The following is a 16,559-nucleotide window of genomic DNA, read 5'->3' as shown; positions in this document are numbered from 1 at the left end:
CATCATAACCAAACGTACAGCGAGCAGTTCGGCGACGCTTTGGGCGTTTGATGGAGTGGCTCGCATTTTTTCACCACCTAGAGAACGCAAACGATGACCGATTATGTCCGCTGGCTCAAAGACTTAGGAATGGAAGACGTGCCCGTCGTGGGCGGCAAAAACGCCTCGCTCGGTGAGATGATCCAAAACCTCACCGATCTCGGCGTCCAAGTGCCGGGCGGATTCGCCACCACCGCCGATGCCTACCGCGAATTTCTCGCGCACGAAGGCTTGGATGAGCGGATTCAAACCATTCTCGACACGCTGGATGTTGATGACGTTGCTGCGCTCGCTGAAGCTGGCCCGCGCATTCGCGGCTGGGTGTTGGAGCAACCGTTCCCGACTGCGCTGGAAACCGCAATTGATACCGCGTATGCCCAATTGACTGCCGCCGCTGGCAGCGAAGTGTCGTGGGCGGTGCGCTCGTCGGCGACGGCGGAAGATTTGCCGGATGCGTCCTTTGCTGGTCAGCAAGAAACCTTTTTGAATGTCAAAGGTTTGGATCACATCAAACATCGCATCAAAGAAGTGTTCGCCTCGCTATTCAACGACCGCGCCATTTCTTACCGCGTTCACCAAGGTTTTGAGCATCGCAACGTCGCGCTGTCCGCTGGCATTCAGCGCATGGTGCGCAGCGATTTAGCGGCATCTGGCGTGATGTTCACGCTCGACACCGAGTCTGGTTTCCGCGACGCCGTATTCATCACCGCCAGCTACGGCTTGGGCGAAATGGTCGTGCAAGGCGCGGTCAATCCCGATGAATTTTATGTGCATAAACCGACACTTGCTGCCGGTCGCCCCGCGATTTTGCGCCGCACCGTCGGCGATAAAGCCATCCGCATGGTGTACGCCGAAGCTGGCGCTGCCAGCCCGGTGCGCACGGAGCCAGTGCCGGAAGAGATGCGCCCGTTGTTCAGCATCAGCGATGCCGAAGTGGAGGAATTGGCGAAGCAGGCCATGCAAATCGAGCAGCATTACGGTCGTCCGATGGACATCGAATGGGCAAAAGATGGCATGGACGGCAAAATTTACGTCGTGCAGGCGCGGCCTGAGACGGTGCAAAGTCGCTCCGGCAACATCATCGAGCGTTACATCCTGCGCGAAAAAGCGCCGATTCTGACCAGCGGACGCAGCATCGGCAGTCGCATTGGCGCGGGCGTGGCGCGGGTGGTGGAAAGCATCGCCGATATGAATCGCGTCCAGCCCGGCGATGTGCTGATTACCGATATGACCGATCCCGATTGGGAGCCGATTATGAAACGGGCGGCGGCGATTGTGACTAATCGTGGGGGAAGAACCTGTCATGCCGCAATTATTGCGCGTGAATTGGGCGTTCCGGCAGTAGTTGGCTGCAATAACGCCACTGAGATTGTGAAAGAAGGGCAATTGGTGACGGTCAGTTGTGCCGAGGGTGACACCGGTTATATTTACGATGGCAAATTGGAATTCGATTACAAAACCATCGAATTAACCGCGATGCCAGAGATTCCGGTTAAAATTATGATGAATGTCGGCAATCCAGATCGCGCTTTTGCGTTTTCGGCGACACCGAATGCGGGCGTGGGATTAGCGCGGCTGGAATTCATCATCAATAACATGATCGGTATTCATCCGAAGGCGCTGCTGGAATTCGATCAATTGCCAGCGGAATTACAAGCGCAGATCACGCCGCGTATTGCTGCGTATGCAAGCCCGCGTGAGTTTTATATTGCCAAGTTGGCAGAAGGCATTTCGACGCTGGCAGCGGCTTTTTCACCCAATACCGTGATCGTGCGGATGTCGGATTTCAAATCGAATGAATACGCCAATTTGATTGGCGGCAAGCGGTATGAACCCGAAGAAGAAAATCCGATGATTGGCTTCCGTGGCGCTGGACGTTATATCGCCGACAATTTCAAAGCGTGCTTTGAATTGGAATGCGAGGCATTAAAACGAGTGCGCAATGACATGGGATTAACCAATGTCGAGATTATGATTCCATTCGTGCGGACGTTGGCACAAGCGAAGGCAGTTGTTGCAGCATTGGCGGCGCAGGGATTGGAACGCGGCAAAGATGGATTGCGGTTAATTATGATGTGCGAATTGCCATCCAATGCCGTGTTAGCCGATGAGTTTTTAGAGTATTTCGACGGCTTCTCAATTGGTTCCAATGATATGACGCAGCTCACGCTGGGATTAGATCGGGATTCCAGTTTGGTTGCGGAGAGCTTTGATGAGCGCGATCCGGCAGTGAAAAAGATGCTGTCGATGGCAATTACTGCGTGCCGTGCTCAGGGCAAATATGTGGGCATTTGCGGTCAAGGGCCATCCGATCATAAAGATTTCGCGGATTGGTTATTGAAGCAGGGCATCAGCAGCATTTCGCTCAATCCTGATACCGTGATTGATACTTGGATTTATCTGGCCGAACAAGCCAAGACGCTGTAATTTTTGATCCAATAAAAACCCCGCTCTTTGTGATGAAAGAGCGGGGTTTTTTATTGGCATTTTTAGTGCGTTGTTATTCGTTTTCTGCATACGGATCAATTCCTTCTAATAAAAATACAAACGTCAATACTTCTGCCACTGCCAGATACAAATTGGGCGGAATCTCGCGCCCCAGCGGTATTTGCGCCAGCGCCGCCACCAATATTGGATCCGATTGCAACGGTATTCCTTCAGCTTCGGCGATGCGGATGATTTCCTCCGCCGTTTTCCCTTCACCAATTGCCGTCACTCGCGGAGCGCGGTGCCGATCCCACTGGAGCGCCACCGCCTGCGTGGGTGCGGGAGACGGAGACGGATCAGCAGTCGTCATCAACCCAGCTCACGAATCAGCGCCAAGTGCGGCGGCAGCAGCGGAGTCGCGGGAGATAACGGACGATAGCCAGCATAAAGACTCGCCACTTCCAGCCGTTGCGCCAGCAATTGGGCGCGGAGTGTGGCCAAATGTTCCTGCAACACTGCCGCGCCAGCTTCGGTGCCCGCTTGTAAAGCGGCATCAAGGCGGTCAGCGCGGACACTGAGCTGAATCACCAACGGGCCGAGGCGCGGCAAATCAAGCTGTAGCCGCAATGTCCAACTTTCAGCGCCGCTCGGATCCCGCCGCGGGTTTTGGTGCAATTCCGTCGTCAGGGTAAAAATCGCCCCGCTGGGCGCTCGAAATGGCAGCTCCAACTGCCAATGCGCTTGTCCGGTTGCCGCATCCAAACTGAGCAGTTGATACGTCACCATCTGTCCGAGTACACCATCAATGTCGCGGAGCAGCGCCTGTGCCGTTGATGCGCGGTCACTGGCTGCCGCAGCAGAAGCGGCGGGCGGAGCGGACGTTGCAGCGGTTATTTCATCTTCTTCTATTATTTCAGGCAGTTGTGGCGCAGTTTCTGCTGAGTTGGAATTGGGATCACCTTCCGCGTCGGCAAAGGTCGCTGCGCCATCATCCTCAGCATCGGCGTCATCGTCGCCGTCAGCATCCACTGTCAGCTCCGTATCGTCGTCATCTCCCTCATCAATCTCGTCGTCACAGTCCAATTCATCGCCAACCTCGCAGTCCGCGTCAGCATCTGTCTCGCTGTCAGCGGTTGAGGCGTCCTCAACGACCGGTGCTGCTTCCGCCAAGATCGCGCTGCTGATAATTTCCGCCACTGCGACCTCGGTTGCTTCAGCGGGAGGCGGCGACGGATTGGCGCTGGCGGCTGCTCGCAGCTCGGCGGCAAGACACAGCAATTGTGCTTTGAGGTCTTGACTGAAATCAGGCGCTGGTTGTGACGGCGACGCCGCAGTTTCTGCCAGTTGCGCCTCCAGCCAGAGACCGGAATGTTGGAAGGTGTCCGCCAAGCGTTGTGGCGTCACCAAATCTTTGGCGGTTGGCAACTGCGTGATAAAGGTCGCCAACAATTGATGTTCAGTGCTGCGGGTCTGGGTGTTAGGGGCAGCGGCGAGTGCCGTATGCCAGCGTTCTAGCGTCGTTCGCAACGGCTGGGCGCGGGGCAAATGCTGGCGCAATTGTCCGTCAAGCCAAGTGTGCGCGGCGGTGGCAGATGGCGCGGGTGAAAGCGCAGGAGCGGGAGATAACTTGGCAGCCGGTGTGGGGGCGGCAGCTTGAAGTGCGGTGAGTTGTCGAGCATTGATTACAGGAGGCAGCAGTGGCTCGGGCATCGCTCAACACCTGCGAAAATGCGCTGACAGCGCCCGCTTGCAGCGACATCAGTCATGGCGAAATTCCAATTTCCGCGCCTCACGTTGATAGTAAAGCGCCGCCCGCATGAGCAGTCGTTCGGTTTGCGGATCAAGGTCTAGGATATAAAAACCAGCAGAAACAATCCCTAAATGCGCTGACGGACGGAGATTAACAAAGCGGGCGTGTCCAGACAGCGGGGTGCGCAAGCCGGGCAGTTCCATGCCTGAATAGCGAAAGCGGGTTTTTAACAAGCTGCGCTCAAGGGTGCCTTCCAACAGCCCCACACAAAAACCTTTTACTGAAATATCAATGAGACGTGCAGTGAAGTCTTCTGTGGAGTATTCGTGCTGTAACACAACGCTGCGGCGCTCGTGAGGCGGCAGGGAGACACGAAACACATCGCGCCGTTGTAAATAATTGATTTGTTTGGGATAAGCGCCGATGTAAAGCTGTTTATTCTCTTCGCTGATGAGGCGTTCCACCGTCATCTGAAAATGAATGGCGATCCCGCGCAGACTGGCATACACATGAATCTCGGTGCCCAGCACGATCTGCTCACGCGCATCAAACAAATTGATTTCATCTAAATACAGCAGTTGCTGTTCGGGATCGAGCCGCACCAACAGCGAGTTGTATAACGGACCATCGGTGCCGATTCGCACCCCAACCAACACCAACTGTTGGCGGAGTTCATGGAGAACGGCGGTGATGCGCTCAGGATTGGTGACGACATGACTGTTGGCATCCTGCGCTGCGGGCTGATTCGTCGCTGTCATGGATGACCCCGCCGCGACGACTGTGTTGCATCTAATAAAAAAAAGTTAAACAAGCTGTGAATCCAATGCCGATTGTGTTCCACATATTATGCGCGAATTATGCGCGAATCAGGGTGCGACTGCGGGAACTTGCTGATTGTGTGCGTCCTTGCGGCGTGTAGGTCGCTGAAGGTGCGTCATCACCGCTGAGGATGCGCAACAGACCGGCAATGCGCTTGCGATCCTGCTCAATTAAACGGGCATTGGCTTGATTGAGTTGCGCACAGCGCAGCCCCAACGCACACACCTGCGCCCACTGCTCGCGCACCATCTGCGGTGCCGCGCCAGCCGCAAAGAAAGCCGCCAGTCCAGCCGGGGTGAAAGAATACGCTGCCGTTTCAACACTTTGCTTTTGTTTGAGCGTTTCCTGCTCCACCGCGTGTACCAGCGCCTCTTTGCGGATGACGATTTGTTGCAACAGTTCAGGATCACGGCTGGCGAGTGCCCGCGTCTCATCCAGCATGGTGGTTTCCAACTGTTGCAGCAGCCGCAGCGTCTGCATCAGCGCCTGCACGAAATGATGAATCAGTTGTGGCGTGAGTGTCGGCTGGCTGCTCATTGATCAATGACCTCAGTGGAATGCCGCAATTAAATTTGAACCCGTTGACTGTATTAAATTGAATTGACGGTCATTATTTGAATAAATGCTTCGGAGCAAAATCAAGATCAGAATCAAGAATTTGCTGCGCCAGCTTTTTATTATCAATGGCAGGATAACGACCTTCGGCAATTGCTGCCCGAATTGACGCCACCTTTTCCTCATTAAAGGGCACGGTACCCGCTCCATCACGAGCGGCACTCAGCGTGAGTGCTGCCGGCGTCAGGGTGAGCAATTCGCTCGTGCCGCCACTTCTCACGGCGGGCGCGGTACTGGCTGGTTCAGTGAGCCGCGTTTTGCTGGTTGAGGATGACACCTCAGTGCGATAACTGATGTTGGTTATGCCGTTGATATTCATAATTTTTACGCGAGAACTTGACCTTTAGGGCGGGGCGGAATAGCGCCCCGTGCATGGCGCGGTGAGGTCGCTCGTCTCGCTGCCTCCGTTAAGTTGGATTTCAGAAAAAAGTTGTGATTTGCATCAACACAAGCCTTGCGTCCAATAACGACTGGTGATGCGAAAACTGTAGACCAGTTCGCACTGTTGTAGCAGTTCACAACTGTAATCGCACCATCCCCGATGCCTCAATCTCACCTTCTACGATCTGTTTGGATGTACTGTTGCGCACACGAATCCGCTGCCCCACCGCCCCATCTTCCAACGCTTCCCCTTTCATCTGCACCGTCACGCCGGGCGTGACCACAATCAACGTGACCTGTTGCCCCCGTTTCACCACCTTGGCGGGCGTGAGCAGCGCATCATTGAGCACCTGCCCGGGCAGCAGCGCCCGTTTCGTTTGCAGCCCGATCACGTTTTCTGGCGTGTCGAAATAGCCGTTAGCAAGTTTTGCCGAACTGGTCGCTTCTAAACGCACGTCAGCGGCAGTAATCACCTGCTGGCGCGACAACGGGCGCGTGACGACCACCGCCGCCACTTCTCGCTCAACTTGCACTGGCACGAAAATTGACCATGTCACCGGAGCCGTGCAACGAATGTTGACGGTACCGTTATCGAGGGAGCGAGAACCGGGCGCAAGTTGAGCAGTCGGCAGATGCGCACAGCGAGCAAGGCGCAAACGGCTATCTAATTGACCGATGTCAATCCGCGTTGCGGTTGCCGCCGCGTCACCGAGTGATGCCAACACAAAGGAGCGCACTGTCGCCATAATCCGCTCCAATGGTTCAATTGCCGCTTCTTCCGTGCCCGCGCTTTGGGCGCTGAGACTGGCACTGCACAGGAGCAGACCGATCCCAAACCAAGTTCGCAACCCTTGCCATGCGCAACGCAACCGGAAACGCTGGCGGCCGAGAAGCGCCGCGCTCATCCTGTTAGACTTAAACGCGATCACTGTTGATCTGGGGAACTGTTGATGAGTCATTTTATTGATGATGTTGACCAACGCACTCGTATGGTTGGTCATAATCGCATGGAATTATTGTTGTTTCATCTTGGTAATAAACAGGCCTTCGGCATTAATGTGTTTAAGGTGCGCGAAGTCATTGCCAAACCCACCTTGCGTCATTTGCCCGGCTCCAATCCGACGGTGCGCGGCGTTGCCAACATTCGCGGGCGCACGGTATCGGTGATTGATTTGGCGCTCGCAATTGGCTTGGCGGGACAACCAGCAGCCGATGATCTGGATGCAAAAGTCATCGTGACTGAATTTAATCGTTCCGTACAAGGATTTTGGGTATCGGCGGTTGATCGTATTGTGAATGTGAATTGGGAAACCGTAAAACCGCCGCCGCGGGGTACGGAACGCGAGAGTTATCTCGTCGCAGTGACGGAAGTGGACAATCGTTTGGTAGAAATTATTGATGTTGAGCGCGTTTTTGCACAAATCAATCATTTGAAAAGCGACGTTTCTGAAGACGTACAAAAGCAAGCAAAAACCTTAGATCACGACCGGCGGATTTTAATTGTTGATGATTCATTGGTGGCGCGTAAGCAAATTGAACGCGCCATTTTGGAAATGGGATTCCGCACCGAAACGCGCTCCGACGGCGCTTCTGCACTACAATATCTCGAAGAACTTGCCGCTGAAGATTTGGTCAATTCCACGATTGAGATGATCATTGCTGATATTGAAATGCCACGCATGGATGGCTATACACTAACCCGCAAAATTAGGGAAAATAATAAGTTAAAAGACTTGCATGTCATCTTGCATTCTTCCCTCAGTGGTCAATTCAATCACGACATGGTTAAACGCGCTGGTGCCAATGCGTTTTTAGCCAAATTTGATCCTGATGAATTGGCATCAACGGTGCTTAAACATGCGCGACCAACATAATTGATGCGCGTATTGCAACCTGCTGCACCCCAATATAACGCTGGGCGCGGCTGTTGTTTCCCTTATTGATGTCCATAGCACAAAGGTTCAGCCGTGATTGATGCGCAGGATTATGCCGAGTTTTCCCGATTTCTTGCCGATTGCTGTGGTTTGGTGCTCGGTGAAAACCGTCAATATCTCGTCTCTAGTCGCCTGTCGCGTCTGCTCGATGAATTCGCCTTTGCCAAGGTTGAAGACCTATTGCGTGCCTTGCGGCGTTCGGCAGATCCGACGCTGAAATCGCGGGTCATCGACGCGATGACCACCAATGAAACTTCATGGTTTCGTGATAACTATCCGTTTGAAATGCTTCGACAAATCGTCTTTCCTGAGCTGGCAGCTAAACAAAAGCCGATTCGCATCTGGTCGGCGGCCTGCTCAAGCGGTCAGGAGCCTTACAGCATTTCCATGATCGTGAACGAATGGGAAACCAGTCATCCGTCGAAGTTGGTACCAGTCAGCATTTTGGCGACTGATTTGTCGGAAGGCGTGTTAGCACAAGCGCGGTCGGGGATTTATGACGGTCTCAGCATCGTGCGCGGGCTGAGTGCAGAACGGCGGCAGCGGTTTTTTGAAACGATGCCCAACGGACATCGCATCAAAGCGGATATTCAACAGCGGGTGCGCTTTCAAAAGCTCAATCTGATGGATTCCTACACCGCGTTGGGAAAATTTGAGATCGTATTTTGCCGTAACGTCTTGATTTATTTCTCTACCGATACCAAACGTCGAATTTTTGACGGCATTGCCCGCCAGATGGATCCCGGCGGTTATCTGTTTGTCGGCGCTTCTGAAGCAGTTGGTTCTTACACCGATGCGTTTGAAATTCTGCGCACCCCGCAAGGCTCAATGTTGCGCCGGCGCTAACTAACGCTTTTTCTTCAGCTTTTTTCATTTCCATCCCCGCCGCTCAAGCGGACATCCTCAGCAGCCGATAACAACACTGGTGGCTGCAATGGCGCGACAACGCCACGATGAATTGGCATCTCCTGAACCCAACTGGCACAACCTTTGCTGATTCCTATGTCATCACAGATCAATACGCTTTTATTGGCGATGAGCACTCGACTATGAGCCTGTCATTAGATAAAGCATTTGGCATCTTGCCGGCATCAATGACATTACAGGCGCATCGCACGGAATTATTGGCATCAAATATCGCCAATGCTGATACGCCATTGTATAAGTCACGCGATTTTGATGTGCGCGGTTTATTAGCCACGCTGGTTGATAAAGGAAATACATTAGACATTGTAAAAACGCAGGCAAATCATTTGGAATTACCCGGGCGCACTGTCGATGCTACGCCAACATTGTTATATCGTATTCCTGCCCAGCCTGCACTTGATGGGAATACCGTTGACCCGCAATTGGAACGCGCAGCATTTGCAGATAATGCGATGCACTATCAAAGCACGCTTGAATTTTTAAGTCGCCGCGTTTCTGGAATTCGCGCTGCGTTGCGTAAGGAGTAATGCCATGAGTGGTGATTTGTTTCGCATTTTTAATACTTCCGCCTCGGCGCTCACTGCGCAATCTATCCGCTTAAATACGGTTGCATCGAATTTAGCAAATGCGAATACTGCCTCTAAAACACCGGATGCAACTTATAAATCCAAACAGGTGTTATTTCAAACGATTTTGGATAAAGAAGACCCCGATCAAGCAGCAATGCCAGTGCGCGTGGTTGATATTGTTGACGCTCCGTCACAACCAATTCCAACTTATGAACCCAATCACCCCCAAGCGAATGGCGACGGTTATGTCTTTCGACCAGCAATTAGCGTGGTTGAAGAAATGGCAAATATGATGTCAGCATCTCGCAGCTATGAAGCCAACGTGGAAGTAATGACGACTGCGCGCCAATTATTACAACGTACCCTGCAAGTTGGTCAGAATTAGGAGTATCACTCGTGGCAAATGTATCCGCAGAAGCCTACACTGGCATTGGACTAACAACGTATTCATCAACGCCTGTTGTAAAAGAAAAAAATGATAAACTTGGGCAAGATGATTTCCTTAAGTTAATGACCACGCAGTTGACCAATCAAGACCCATTGGCACCAATGGAAAATGGCGAATTCCTTGGTCAGATGGCGCAATTTTCAACCGTTACGGGAATTGAATCATTAACCAAAGAATTTAGCGCCCTGTCTTTATCATTAAATCAAAGTCAGGCGCTGCAAGCGGCAGTGTTAGTAAGTAAAAATGTGCTTGCACCCGCGCAATCCGCGACCTTGTCTGAAGGGGAAGGGATAAATGGTGCGGTGGATTTGCCTTCATCAACACAAGGAGTGACCGTGAGCGTCACCGACGCCAGTGGACAATTGATTCGTAATGTTGATCTCGGTCGTTTAAGTGCTGGATTACAAGAATTTAGCTGGGATGGACTGAATAATAGTGGCAAACCGGCACCGGCTGGCGCTTATACGTTTCAGATTACTGGTCAAGTTGATGGTAAAACAGAAGCGTTTGAAACGTTGTTGAATGGTCAGATAAAGAATGTAGCCTACGACAGCACAAGCGGCGGTTTGAAGCTCAATGTTAAAGGGCTTGGTAATATCAGTTTTGCCGATGTTTATCGTATTGGTTAGTTTGTTTTTTAGCCACTGCTTTTGAATGAAACAGGAGAATATCACATGTCTTTTAATATCGGGTTGACGGGATTAAATGCCGCGTCAGCAGACCTCAAGGTGACTGGCAACAACATTGCAAATTCTGGCACGGTGGGATTTAAGGAATCTCGCGCTGAGTTTGCTAATTTATTCGTTCAGTCTTACGGCAGCATTAGTAAAACGGCAATTGGTTCTGGAGCGCGGCTGGCAGCAACGCCACAGCAATTCACCCAAGGCTCACTAGATTACAGTGACAATGTCATGGATTTGGCAATTAGTGGGCAAGGCTTCTTTATCATGGACGAAAACGGCAGTAAATCTTACACCCGCGCTGGTGCGTTTCAGGTGGATCAAGATGGCTATGTTGTAAACAGCCAAGGACAACAGTTACAGACTTATCCGCGCAAAGATGACAATCTTTATGCCGTGACTGAGGGCGTATTTGTACCAGAATTAAATGATCCAGAGTTTGATGTTGGCAACCTACAAAGTTTGCAGTTGCCGTTAGAAAATTTCCCGCCAACATCAACTGGTAAGGTCGTTTCTAAAATCAACCTGCGTTCTGATGCTGAGGCAATCCGTGATATTAACGGCACCTTGGTGACGTTCAATCAAAACGATCCAGATACTTACAACTACTCAACCTCGGCAACGGTATACGATACGTTGGGGTTGCCGCGTAATATGACGTTCTATTTCCAAAAAACAGAAACACCATTGACATGGAATGTGTATGCAGATTTAGGTGATTGGGCTGATCCCGCAAGTCCTAATACGCTTACACCAATATCGTTGACCTTTGACACCACTGGCAATTTGGTGACGCCCGCTGTAGATGAGTTGCAAGCATTTCCATTTCCAGATTTAGCGTTGTATAAACCTGATAACGGTGCTCAAATTGGTACCGTGCAAAACCCAGATGTTGTGCCACCATTAGTAGATACAACGGTTTTTGTCAATTTCACTGGTATGACGCAGTTTGGAACGCAATACACGGTGAATGAATTGAGCCAGAATGGCAATGCAGTGGGAAGATTGAGTGGTCTCGAAGTTGATGCGAATGGCATTGTGTTTTCTCGCTATACGAACGGTCAATCAAAAGCACTAGGACAGGTGGCGCTGGCGAATTTCAATAACCCGCAAGGATTGCAGGTGATCGGAAATAACGCTTGGATTGAAACTGCTGAGTCTGGTGAACATACCTATGACGCGCCCGGTAATGGTGAACTCGGTTCGGTACAATCTGGTGCCCTCGAAGCCTCTAATGTTGATGTTGCCGAAGAATTGGTGAATCTCATCACTGCGCAGCGCAATTATCAGGCGAATGCAAAAACCGTTTCTACTGCCGATCAGATGGTGCAAACTATTCTGAATCTGCAATAGTCATTTGAATACAACATTGATTGCCGGAGCAATTGAATCATGGATCGTTTTCTCTATCTCGCAATGTCGGGCGCAAAAGAAAACCTCTATGCGCAGGCAATCAATCACCAAAATTTGGCAAATGCCAATACGCATGGTTTTCGCCAAGCCTTGGGTGACGCCTATACCGTGCCAATTCGTGGCCCCGTATTTGATTCCCGTGATTATGTGCAGGTGCGCGATGAGGCAATTGATTTTTCGCTCGGGGCGCAGCAAAGCACCGGACGCGAGCAGGACATCGCCCTCGATGGTCCCGGTTTTATCGCGGTGCAAGCGCCCGATGGCACCGAAACCTACACCCGTTCTGGCAATTTTCACGTTGATTCCACTGGCATTTTGCGCACCGAGCGCGGTTTAGCAGTGCTCGGCGGCGGCGGACCGATTGCCGTGCCGCCAAATGAAGCCTTTTCAATTGGCACCGACGGCACGATCACAGTGCGCCCCGGCGGTTCTGGTGCCAACGCGCTGACCGCCATTGATCGCATTCGGCTGGTGAATCCTGATCTCAAGGCGTTGTTTCGCGGTGAAGATGGCTTGATTCGGGCGCGGAATGGGCAGGCGCTGCCAGCCGATGCCACGATGCGCGTGATCGGTGGCGCGTTGGAAAGCAGCAACGTCAATACGGTGTCGGCGCTGGCGGAGATGATTGATCTGTCACGCAATTTTGAGTTGCAAATCAAGATGATGGATGCTGCCAACAACGTCGAACAAAATCACAATCGCCTGCTGGGAATTAGCGGCAGTTAGCGCCACGCCTAACTGCGAGGAATTTTTATGAATCAATCACTTTGGATCGCTAAAACCGGGCTCGACGCGCAGCAAACGCGCATGGCGGTGGTCGCCAATAATTTGGCGAACGTCAACACCAACGGCTTCAAAAAGAGTCGGGCGGTGTTTGAAGACTTGATTTATCAAACCATCCGCCAGCCCGGCGCGCAGGCAACGCAACAGGCACAGCTTCCATCAGGATTGATGCTCGGCATGGGTTCGCGCACCGTCGCTACTGAAAAGCTGTTCACACAAGGCGGCATGGTGCAAACCGAAAACGCGCTCGATATGACCATCGAAGGGCGCGGGTTTTTTCAAGTGCTGCTGCCTAGCGGCGAGATGGGTTACACCCGCGACGGCACTTTTCAGCTCAATGCTGACGGCGAGATCGTCATGTCGAACGGCTATCCGTTGCAGCCGGGCTTGACGGTTCCCGCCAACGCGCTGTCAGTGACGATTGGCAAAGATGGCACCGTCTCCGCGCAGATTCCCGGCGAGGCAGCCGGACAAGAGATCGGCACGATCCAGCTCGCTGATTTCGTCAATCCCGCCGGTTTGCAGGCGATGGGCGAAAATATCTACATCGAAACCGGCGCTTCTGGCACCGCGCAGTCCGCAAATCCGGGTCAAAATGGCATCGGTACCGTCGTGCAGGGCACTTTGGAAACCAGCAACGTCAACATGGCGGAAGAATTGGTGAACATGATCGAAACCCAACGCGCTTATGAGGTCAATTCCAAAGCCGTCGCTGCCGCCGATTCGATGCTCCAATTCGTCAATAACAACCTCGCTCGCTAATCCCAACTTCTGCTTGCCATGCGCCAGCTCACGCGCTCCACACTCCTGCTCATCGCGCTCGGATTGAGCGGCTGCGCTGCGCTCACGTCAACGAAACCCGGCGATTCACAAGACTATCGTCCGATCCCGCCACAACCGCCGCTGCCGTCTGCCGCCAATCATGGCGCGATTTATCAAACCACCCGCAGTCAAGGGTTATTTGAAGATTACAAAGCGCGTCGCGTCGGCGATCTGGTGCGGGTGCAGTTGGCAGAACGCACGAACGCCAAAAAATCGACAGCGACCACGACGACAAAAAGCTCATCAAACGATATGAGCATTGGTGGTCTTAATATTGCTGGACGGGATGTGATCCCAGGCGGATTGCCGATTTTGAGCGCCAGCAGCGCCAACGACGGCAGTTTTGATGGCGCTGGTGATTCCAGCCAGAGCAATCAACTCAGCGGCGAAATCACCGTCACCGTCGCCGAAGTGTTGCCAAACGGCAATCTGGTCGTGCAGGGCGAAAAATGGCTCGGCATCAATCAAGGCAATGAATTCGTGCGGTTACGCGGCATCATTCGTCCGGTTGACATCAGCGCCACCAACACCGTGCAGTCGATTCAAGTCGCCAATGCGCAACTCTATTACGGCGGCACCGGTGCCCTTCAAGACAGCAACACCCCCGGCTGGTTATCACGGTTCTTCAATCATCCGGTGTGGCCGTTCTAAACCAGCAGCGGCGACACCCCCACAGCGAGGTTCGCCATGCGTCAATTCAGCCACTTCCTCCGCCACCTGTGCTTGATTGGGCTGTGTTGCGGCATGACCCAGCTCTCCGCCGGCAATGAATCGTTTAATCCCAACGATTTTGGCACTCCCGAACGCATCAAAGACCTCGCCACCATCGCTGGCGTCCGCGATAACCAATTGATTGGTTACGGTTTAGTGGTCGGTCTCACCGGCACCGGCGATCAAACCACGCAAGCGCCGTTCACCGTGCAAAGTCTGAAAAACATGCTCGGTCAGCTCGGCGTCACCATCCCGCCCAACGTCAATCCGCAGCTTAAAAACGTCGCTGCCGTGATGATTACGACCGACTTGCCGCCGTTCGCCAAACCCGGACAGCGGCTCGACATCACCATTTCCTCTCTCGGTAACTCGAAAAGTTTGCGCGGTGGCACCTTGCTGATGACGCCATTAAAAGGCATCGACGGCGAGGTCTACGCGATGGCGCAGGGCAATCTCATCGTCAGCGGTTTTGGCGTGGAAGGTAAAGACGGCAGCAGCATCACGGTCAACGTTCCCAGCGTGGGGCGGATTCCCAACGGCGCGACGGTGGAGCGTGAGGTGCCCAATACTTTTGGCGATGGCAACGCGCTGGTGCTCAATTTACGGCGACCGGATTTCACCACCGCCACGCAAATGGTGGAGGCGATCAATCGCAGCTTTGGCAAGGACGTGGCCGAGGCGCTAGATGGTTCTTCAGTGCAGGTCCGCGCTCCCACCAAACGCGGGCAACGGGTGGCGTTTATGTCGGCGCTGGAAAATCTCAACGTCGCCACCGGCGCACCAGCGGCTCGTGTGGTCATCAATTCCCGCACCGGCACGCTGGTGATTGGCGCGGATGTCAAGGTCACACCTGCCGCCATCACGCACGGCAATCTCACTCTCACGATTGAAGAAACGCCAGTGGCGTCGCAGCCCAATGGACGCTCCGGCGGGCGCACCGCCACTGCCAGCGATAGTCAGGTGGGTGCGAAACAAGAGAAAAATCGCATGTTTCTGTTTGCGCCCGGCACCGCGCTGGGTGACATCGTGCAGGCGATTAACGCAGTCGGGGCAGCGCCCGGTGATTTGGTCGCCATTCTCGATGCGTTGCGCGAAGTCGGGGCGTTACGCGCCGAGCTGATTGTGATTTAAGCCGTCATGTTGTCCGCCACCGCACCTTTTGGAACCCGGCTGATGACCAGCGCTGCCGCGCCGACTGGCGCGAGCGGCGGGCTGGTGAGCGATCCGAAGAGCTTGCAGCCGTTAGCAACCTCTGCCCGCAACGGCGATCCCGCGGCGTTAGAAGCCACGGCGCGTGCCTTTGAAGGGCTGTTGACTGGGCAAATGCTCAAACAGATGCGTGCTGCCTCGTCCGGCGGTGGCATCTTTGATTCTGAACAAAGCAAAATGTATCAAGAGCTGCACGATCAACAGATTGCAGCGGCGTTGAGCCAAGGTGAAGGGCTGGGCTTGCGCAAATTGTTGATGCGCCAGCTTTCTCCCACCGGAGTCAGTGCTGGCGCGACGACGGTGAGCGGTGAGCGTGATCCGAAGACCTTGCGCTTGCCAGAGCGCAATCAGGCGCTGAAACCGCTGCACCGCCAAAGTGTTGACGCTGCTGCGCCAGCCGCTGCGCCCACAACTGCCAGCGTTTCGTCAAATCAGGTGAAGCCGTTGACCACTTTTCAAGGTCAAGCGCAGTGGCCGCCGCGCACGCCGGCGGAGTTTGTGGCGTATCTCAAGCCGTTTGCGCAGCAGGCGGCGCAGACGTTGGGAATGGATACGGATGTGTTGCTGGCGCAGAGCGCGTTAGAAACTGGCTGGGGTAAACATATTCCGCGCCGCGCTGATGGCAGCAGCAGTTTTAATTTGTTTGGAATCAAGGCTGATTCGCGCTGGGAAGGCGCTTCGGTCGCGGTGGGGACGCTGGAATATCGCAACGGCGTGGCGCAACGCGAGCGGGCAAAATTTCGTGCTTATGAGAGTCCGGCGGATGCGTTTGTGGATTATGTGGCATTTCTGCGCCGCAATCCGCGTTATGGGAAAGCGTTGGCGAGCACCAACGGCGCGGATTTTATTCGCGGTTTGCAGCAAGCGGGTTATGCGACCGATCCGCGTTATGCTGCCAAGGTGTTGGGAATTCGTGACCGATTTGGCAGCCTGAGCGCATCTGAAGTGGTAGCGACTTCTCAAGTCTCAAGCGTTCGCGCCGATAAAACCACTGAGAGTTAATGTTTCAGTCCTTGCGGGGGGTTAATGATG

At 53.4% G+C, this 16,559-nt stretch carries 18 protein-coding genes; 12 read left to right on the top strand and 6 right to left on the bottom strand.

Going from position 1 to position 16,559, the window contains the following annotated elements; all coding sequences use genetic code 11:
* Positions 1 to 93 precede the first annotated feature (93 nt).
* Positions 94 to 2,466 (top strand): phosphoenolpyruvate synthase, encoded by a 2,373-nt coding sequence (ppsA, locus tag CKO12_RS04135; RefSeq protein WP_200153471.1) that lies wholly within the window; start codon positions 94 to 96, stop codon positions 2,464 to 2,466.
* 73 nt (positions 2,467 to 2,539) lie between these two features.
* On the opposite strand, the gene CKO12_RS04130 is transcribed toward ppsA, so the two are convergent.
* The 6 genes from CKO12_RS04130 to flgA all read right to left on the bottom strand — a co-directional run bounded on the left by CKO12_RS04130 (position 2,540) and on the right by flgA (position 6,936).
* Entirely contained in the window at positions 2,540 to 2,836 is a 297-nt protein-coding gene (locus CKO12_RS04130; protein WP_200153470.1) for an EscU/YscU/HrcU family type III secretion system export apparatus switch protein, read from the bottom strand.
* Positions 2,836 to 4,176, bottom strand: a complete 1,341-nt coding sequence (locus CKO12_RS04125) for a flagellar hook-length control protein FliK (protein WP_200153469.1) — start codon at positions 4,174 to 4,176, stop codon at positions 2,836 to 2,838. Before CKO12_RS04125 ends, CKO12_RS04130 begins: the two co-directional genes overlap by 1 nt.
* Before the next feature lie 48 nt (positions 4,177 to 4,224).
* Positions 4,225 to 4,974 (bottom strand): flagellar brake protein, encoded by a 750-nt coding sequence (locus CKO12_RS04120; RefSeq protein WP_200153468.1) that lies wholly within the window; start codon positions 4,972 to 4,974, stop codon positions 4,225 to 4,227.
* Between the two features lie 97 nt (positions 4,975 to 5,071).
* Positions 5,072 to 5,572: a flagella synthesis protein FlgN gene (locus CKO12_RS04115; protein WP_200153467.1), complete on the bottom strand. Its 501-nt coding sequence runs from the start codon at positions 5,570 to 5,572 to the stop codon at positions 5,072 to 5,074.
* A gap of 73 nt (positions 5,573 to 5,645) precedes the next feature.
* Entirely contained in the window at positions 5,646 to 5,969 is a 324-nt protein-coding gene (gene flgM, locus CKO12_RS04110) for a flagellar biosynthesis anti-sigma factor FlgM (RefSeq protein ID WP_200153466.1), read from the bottom strand.
* A gap of 196 nt (positions 5,970 to 6,165) precedes the next feature.
* Positions 6,166 to 6,936: a flagellar basal body P-ring formation chaperone FlgA gene (flgA, locus tag CKO12_RS04105; protein WP_200153465.1), complete on the bottom strand. Its 771-nt coding sequence runs from the start codon at positions 6,934 to 6,936 to the stop codon at positions 6,166 to 6,168.
* Positions 6,937 to 6,981: 45 nt separating this feature from the next.
* Between flgA and CKO12_RS04100 the strand changes: the two genes are divergently transcribed.
* From CKO12_RS04100 to flgJ, 11 genes are all read left to right on the top strand, one after another.
* Positions 6,982 to 7,905 carry a chemotaxis protein gene (locus tag CKO12_RS04100; protein ID WP_200153464.1) on the top strand — a complete coding sequence of 308 codons (924 nt, stop codon included), beginning with the start codon at positions 6,982 to 6,984 and terminating at the stop codon, positions 7,903 to 7,905.
* A 93-nt stretch (positions 7,906 to 7,998) separates the two neighbouring features.
* On the top strand, positions 7,999 to 8,811 hold the full coding sequence (locus tag CKO12_RS04095; protein WP_200153463.1) for a CheR family methyltransferase: 813 nt from the start codon (positions 7,999 to 8,001) through the stop codon (positions 8,809 to 8,811).
* 203 nt (positions 8,812 to 9,014) lie between these two features.
* Complete coding sequence (gene flgB, locus CKO12_RS04090; protein WP_200153498.1) at positions 9,015 to 9,419, top strand: flagellar basal body rod protein FlgB; 405 nt, start codon at positions 9,015 to 9,017, stop codon at positions 9,417 to 9,419.
* A 4-nt stretch (positions 9,420 to 9,423) separates the two neighbouring features.
* Positions 9,424 to 9,846 (top strand): flagellar basal body rod protein FlgC, encoded by a 423-nt coding sequence (gene flgC, locus CKO12_RS04085; RefSeq protein ID WP_200153462.1) that lies wholly within the window; start codon positions 9,424 to 9,426, stop codon positions 9,844 to 9,846.
* Between the two features lie 11 nt (positions 9,847 to 9,857).
* Positions 9,858 to 10,538 carry a flagellar hook capping FlgD N-terminal domain-containing protein gene (locus tag CKO12_RS04080; RefSeq protein WP_200153461.1) on the top strand — a complete coding sequence of 227 codons (681 nt, stop codon included), beginning with the start codon at positions 9,858 to 9,860 and terminating at the stop codon, positions 10,536 to 10,538.
* Positions 10,539 to 10,583: 45 nt separating this feature from the next.
* Positions 10,584 to 11,942 carry a flagellar hook protein FlgE gene (flgE, locus tag CKO12_RS04075; protein ID WP_200153460.1) on the top strand — a complete coding sequence of 453 codons (1,359 nt, stop codon included), beginning with the start codon at positions 10,584 to 10,586 and terminating at the stop codon, positions 11,940 to 11,942.
* Positions 11,943 to 11,981: 39 nt separating this feature from the next.
* Positions 11,982 to 12,728 carry a flagellar basal body rod protein FlgF gene (locus tag CKO12_RS04070; RefSeq protein WP_200153459.1) on the top strand — a complete coding sequence of 249 codons (747 nt, stop codon included), beginning with the start codon at positions 11,982 to 11,984 and terminating at the stop codon, positions 12,726 to 12,728.
* A 27-nt stretch (positions 12,729 to 12,755) separates the two neighbouring features.
* The gene (gene flgG, locus CKO12_RS04065; RefSeq protein WP_200153458.1) at positions 12,756 to 13,547 is read left to right on the top strand and encodes a flagellar basal-body rod protein FlgG; all 792 of its coding nucleotides are present in this window, start codon (positions 12,756 to 12,758) and stop codon (positions 13,545 to 13,547) included.
* 18 nt (positions 13,548 to 13,565) lie between these two features.
* Positions 13,566 to 14,258, top strand: coding sequence for a flagellar basal body L-ring protein FlgH (gene flgH, locus CKO12_RS04060; protein WP_200153457.1), 693 nt, complete (start codon positions 13,566 to 13,568; stop codon positions 14,256 to 14,258).
* Positions 14,259 to 14,351: 93 nt separating this feature from the next.
* On the top strand, positions 14,352 to 15,449 hold the full coding sequence (locus CKO12_RS04055) for a flagellar basal body P-ring protein FlgI (protein WP_242466194.1): 1,098 nt from the start codon (positions 14,352 to 14,354) through the stop codon (positions 15,447 to 15,449).
* A 42-nt stretch (positions 15,450 to 15,491) separates the two neighbouring features.
* Positions 15,492 to 16,529, top strand: coding sequence for a flagellar assembly peptidoglycan hydrolase FlgJ (flgJ, locus tag CKO12_RS04050; protein WP_200153455.1), 1,038 nt, complete (start codon positions 15,492 to 15,494; stop codon positions 16,527 to 16,529).
* The last annotated feature ends 30 nt before the right edge of the window (positions 16,530 to 16,559 follow it).

This window comes from Chromatium okenii (genome assembly GCF_016583745.1).
Classification (GTDB): Bacteria; Pseudomonadota; Gammaproteobacteria; order Chromatiales; family Chromatiaceae; genus Chromatium; species Chromatium okenii.
The sequence above is the reverse complement of the archived record's forward strand: the minus strand, read 5'-3'. Positions and strand labels throughout refer to the sequence as shown.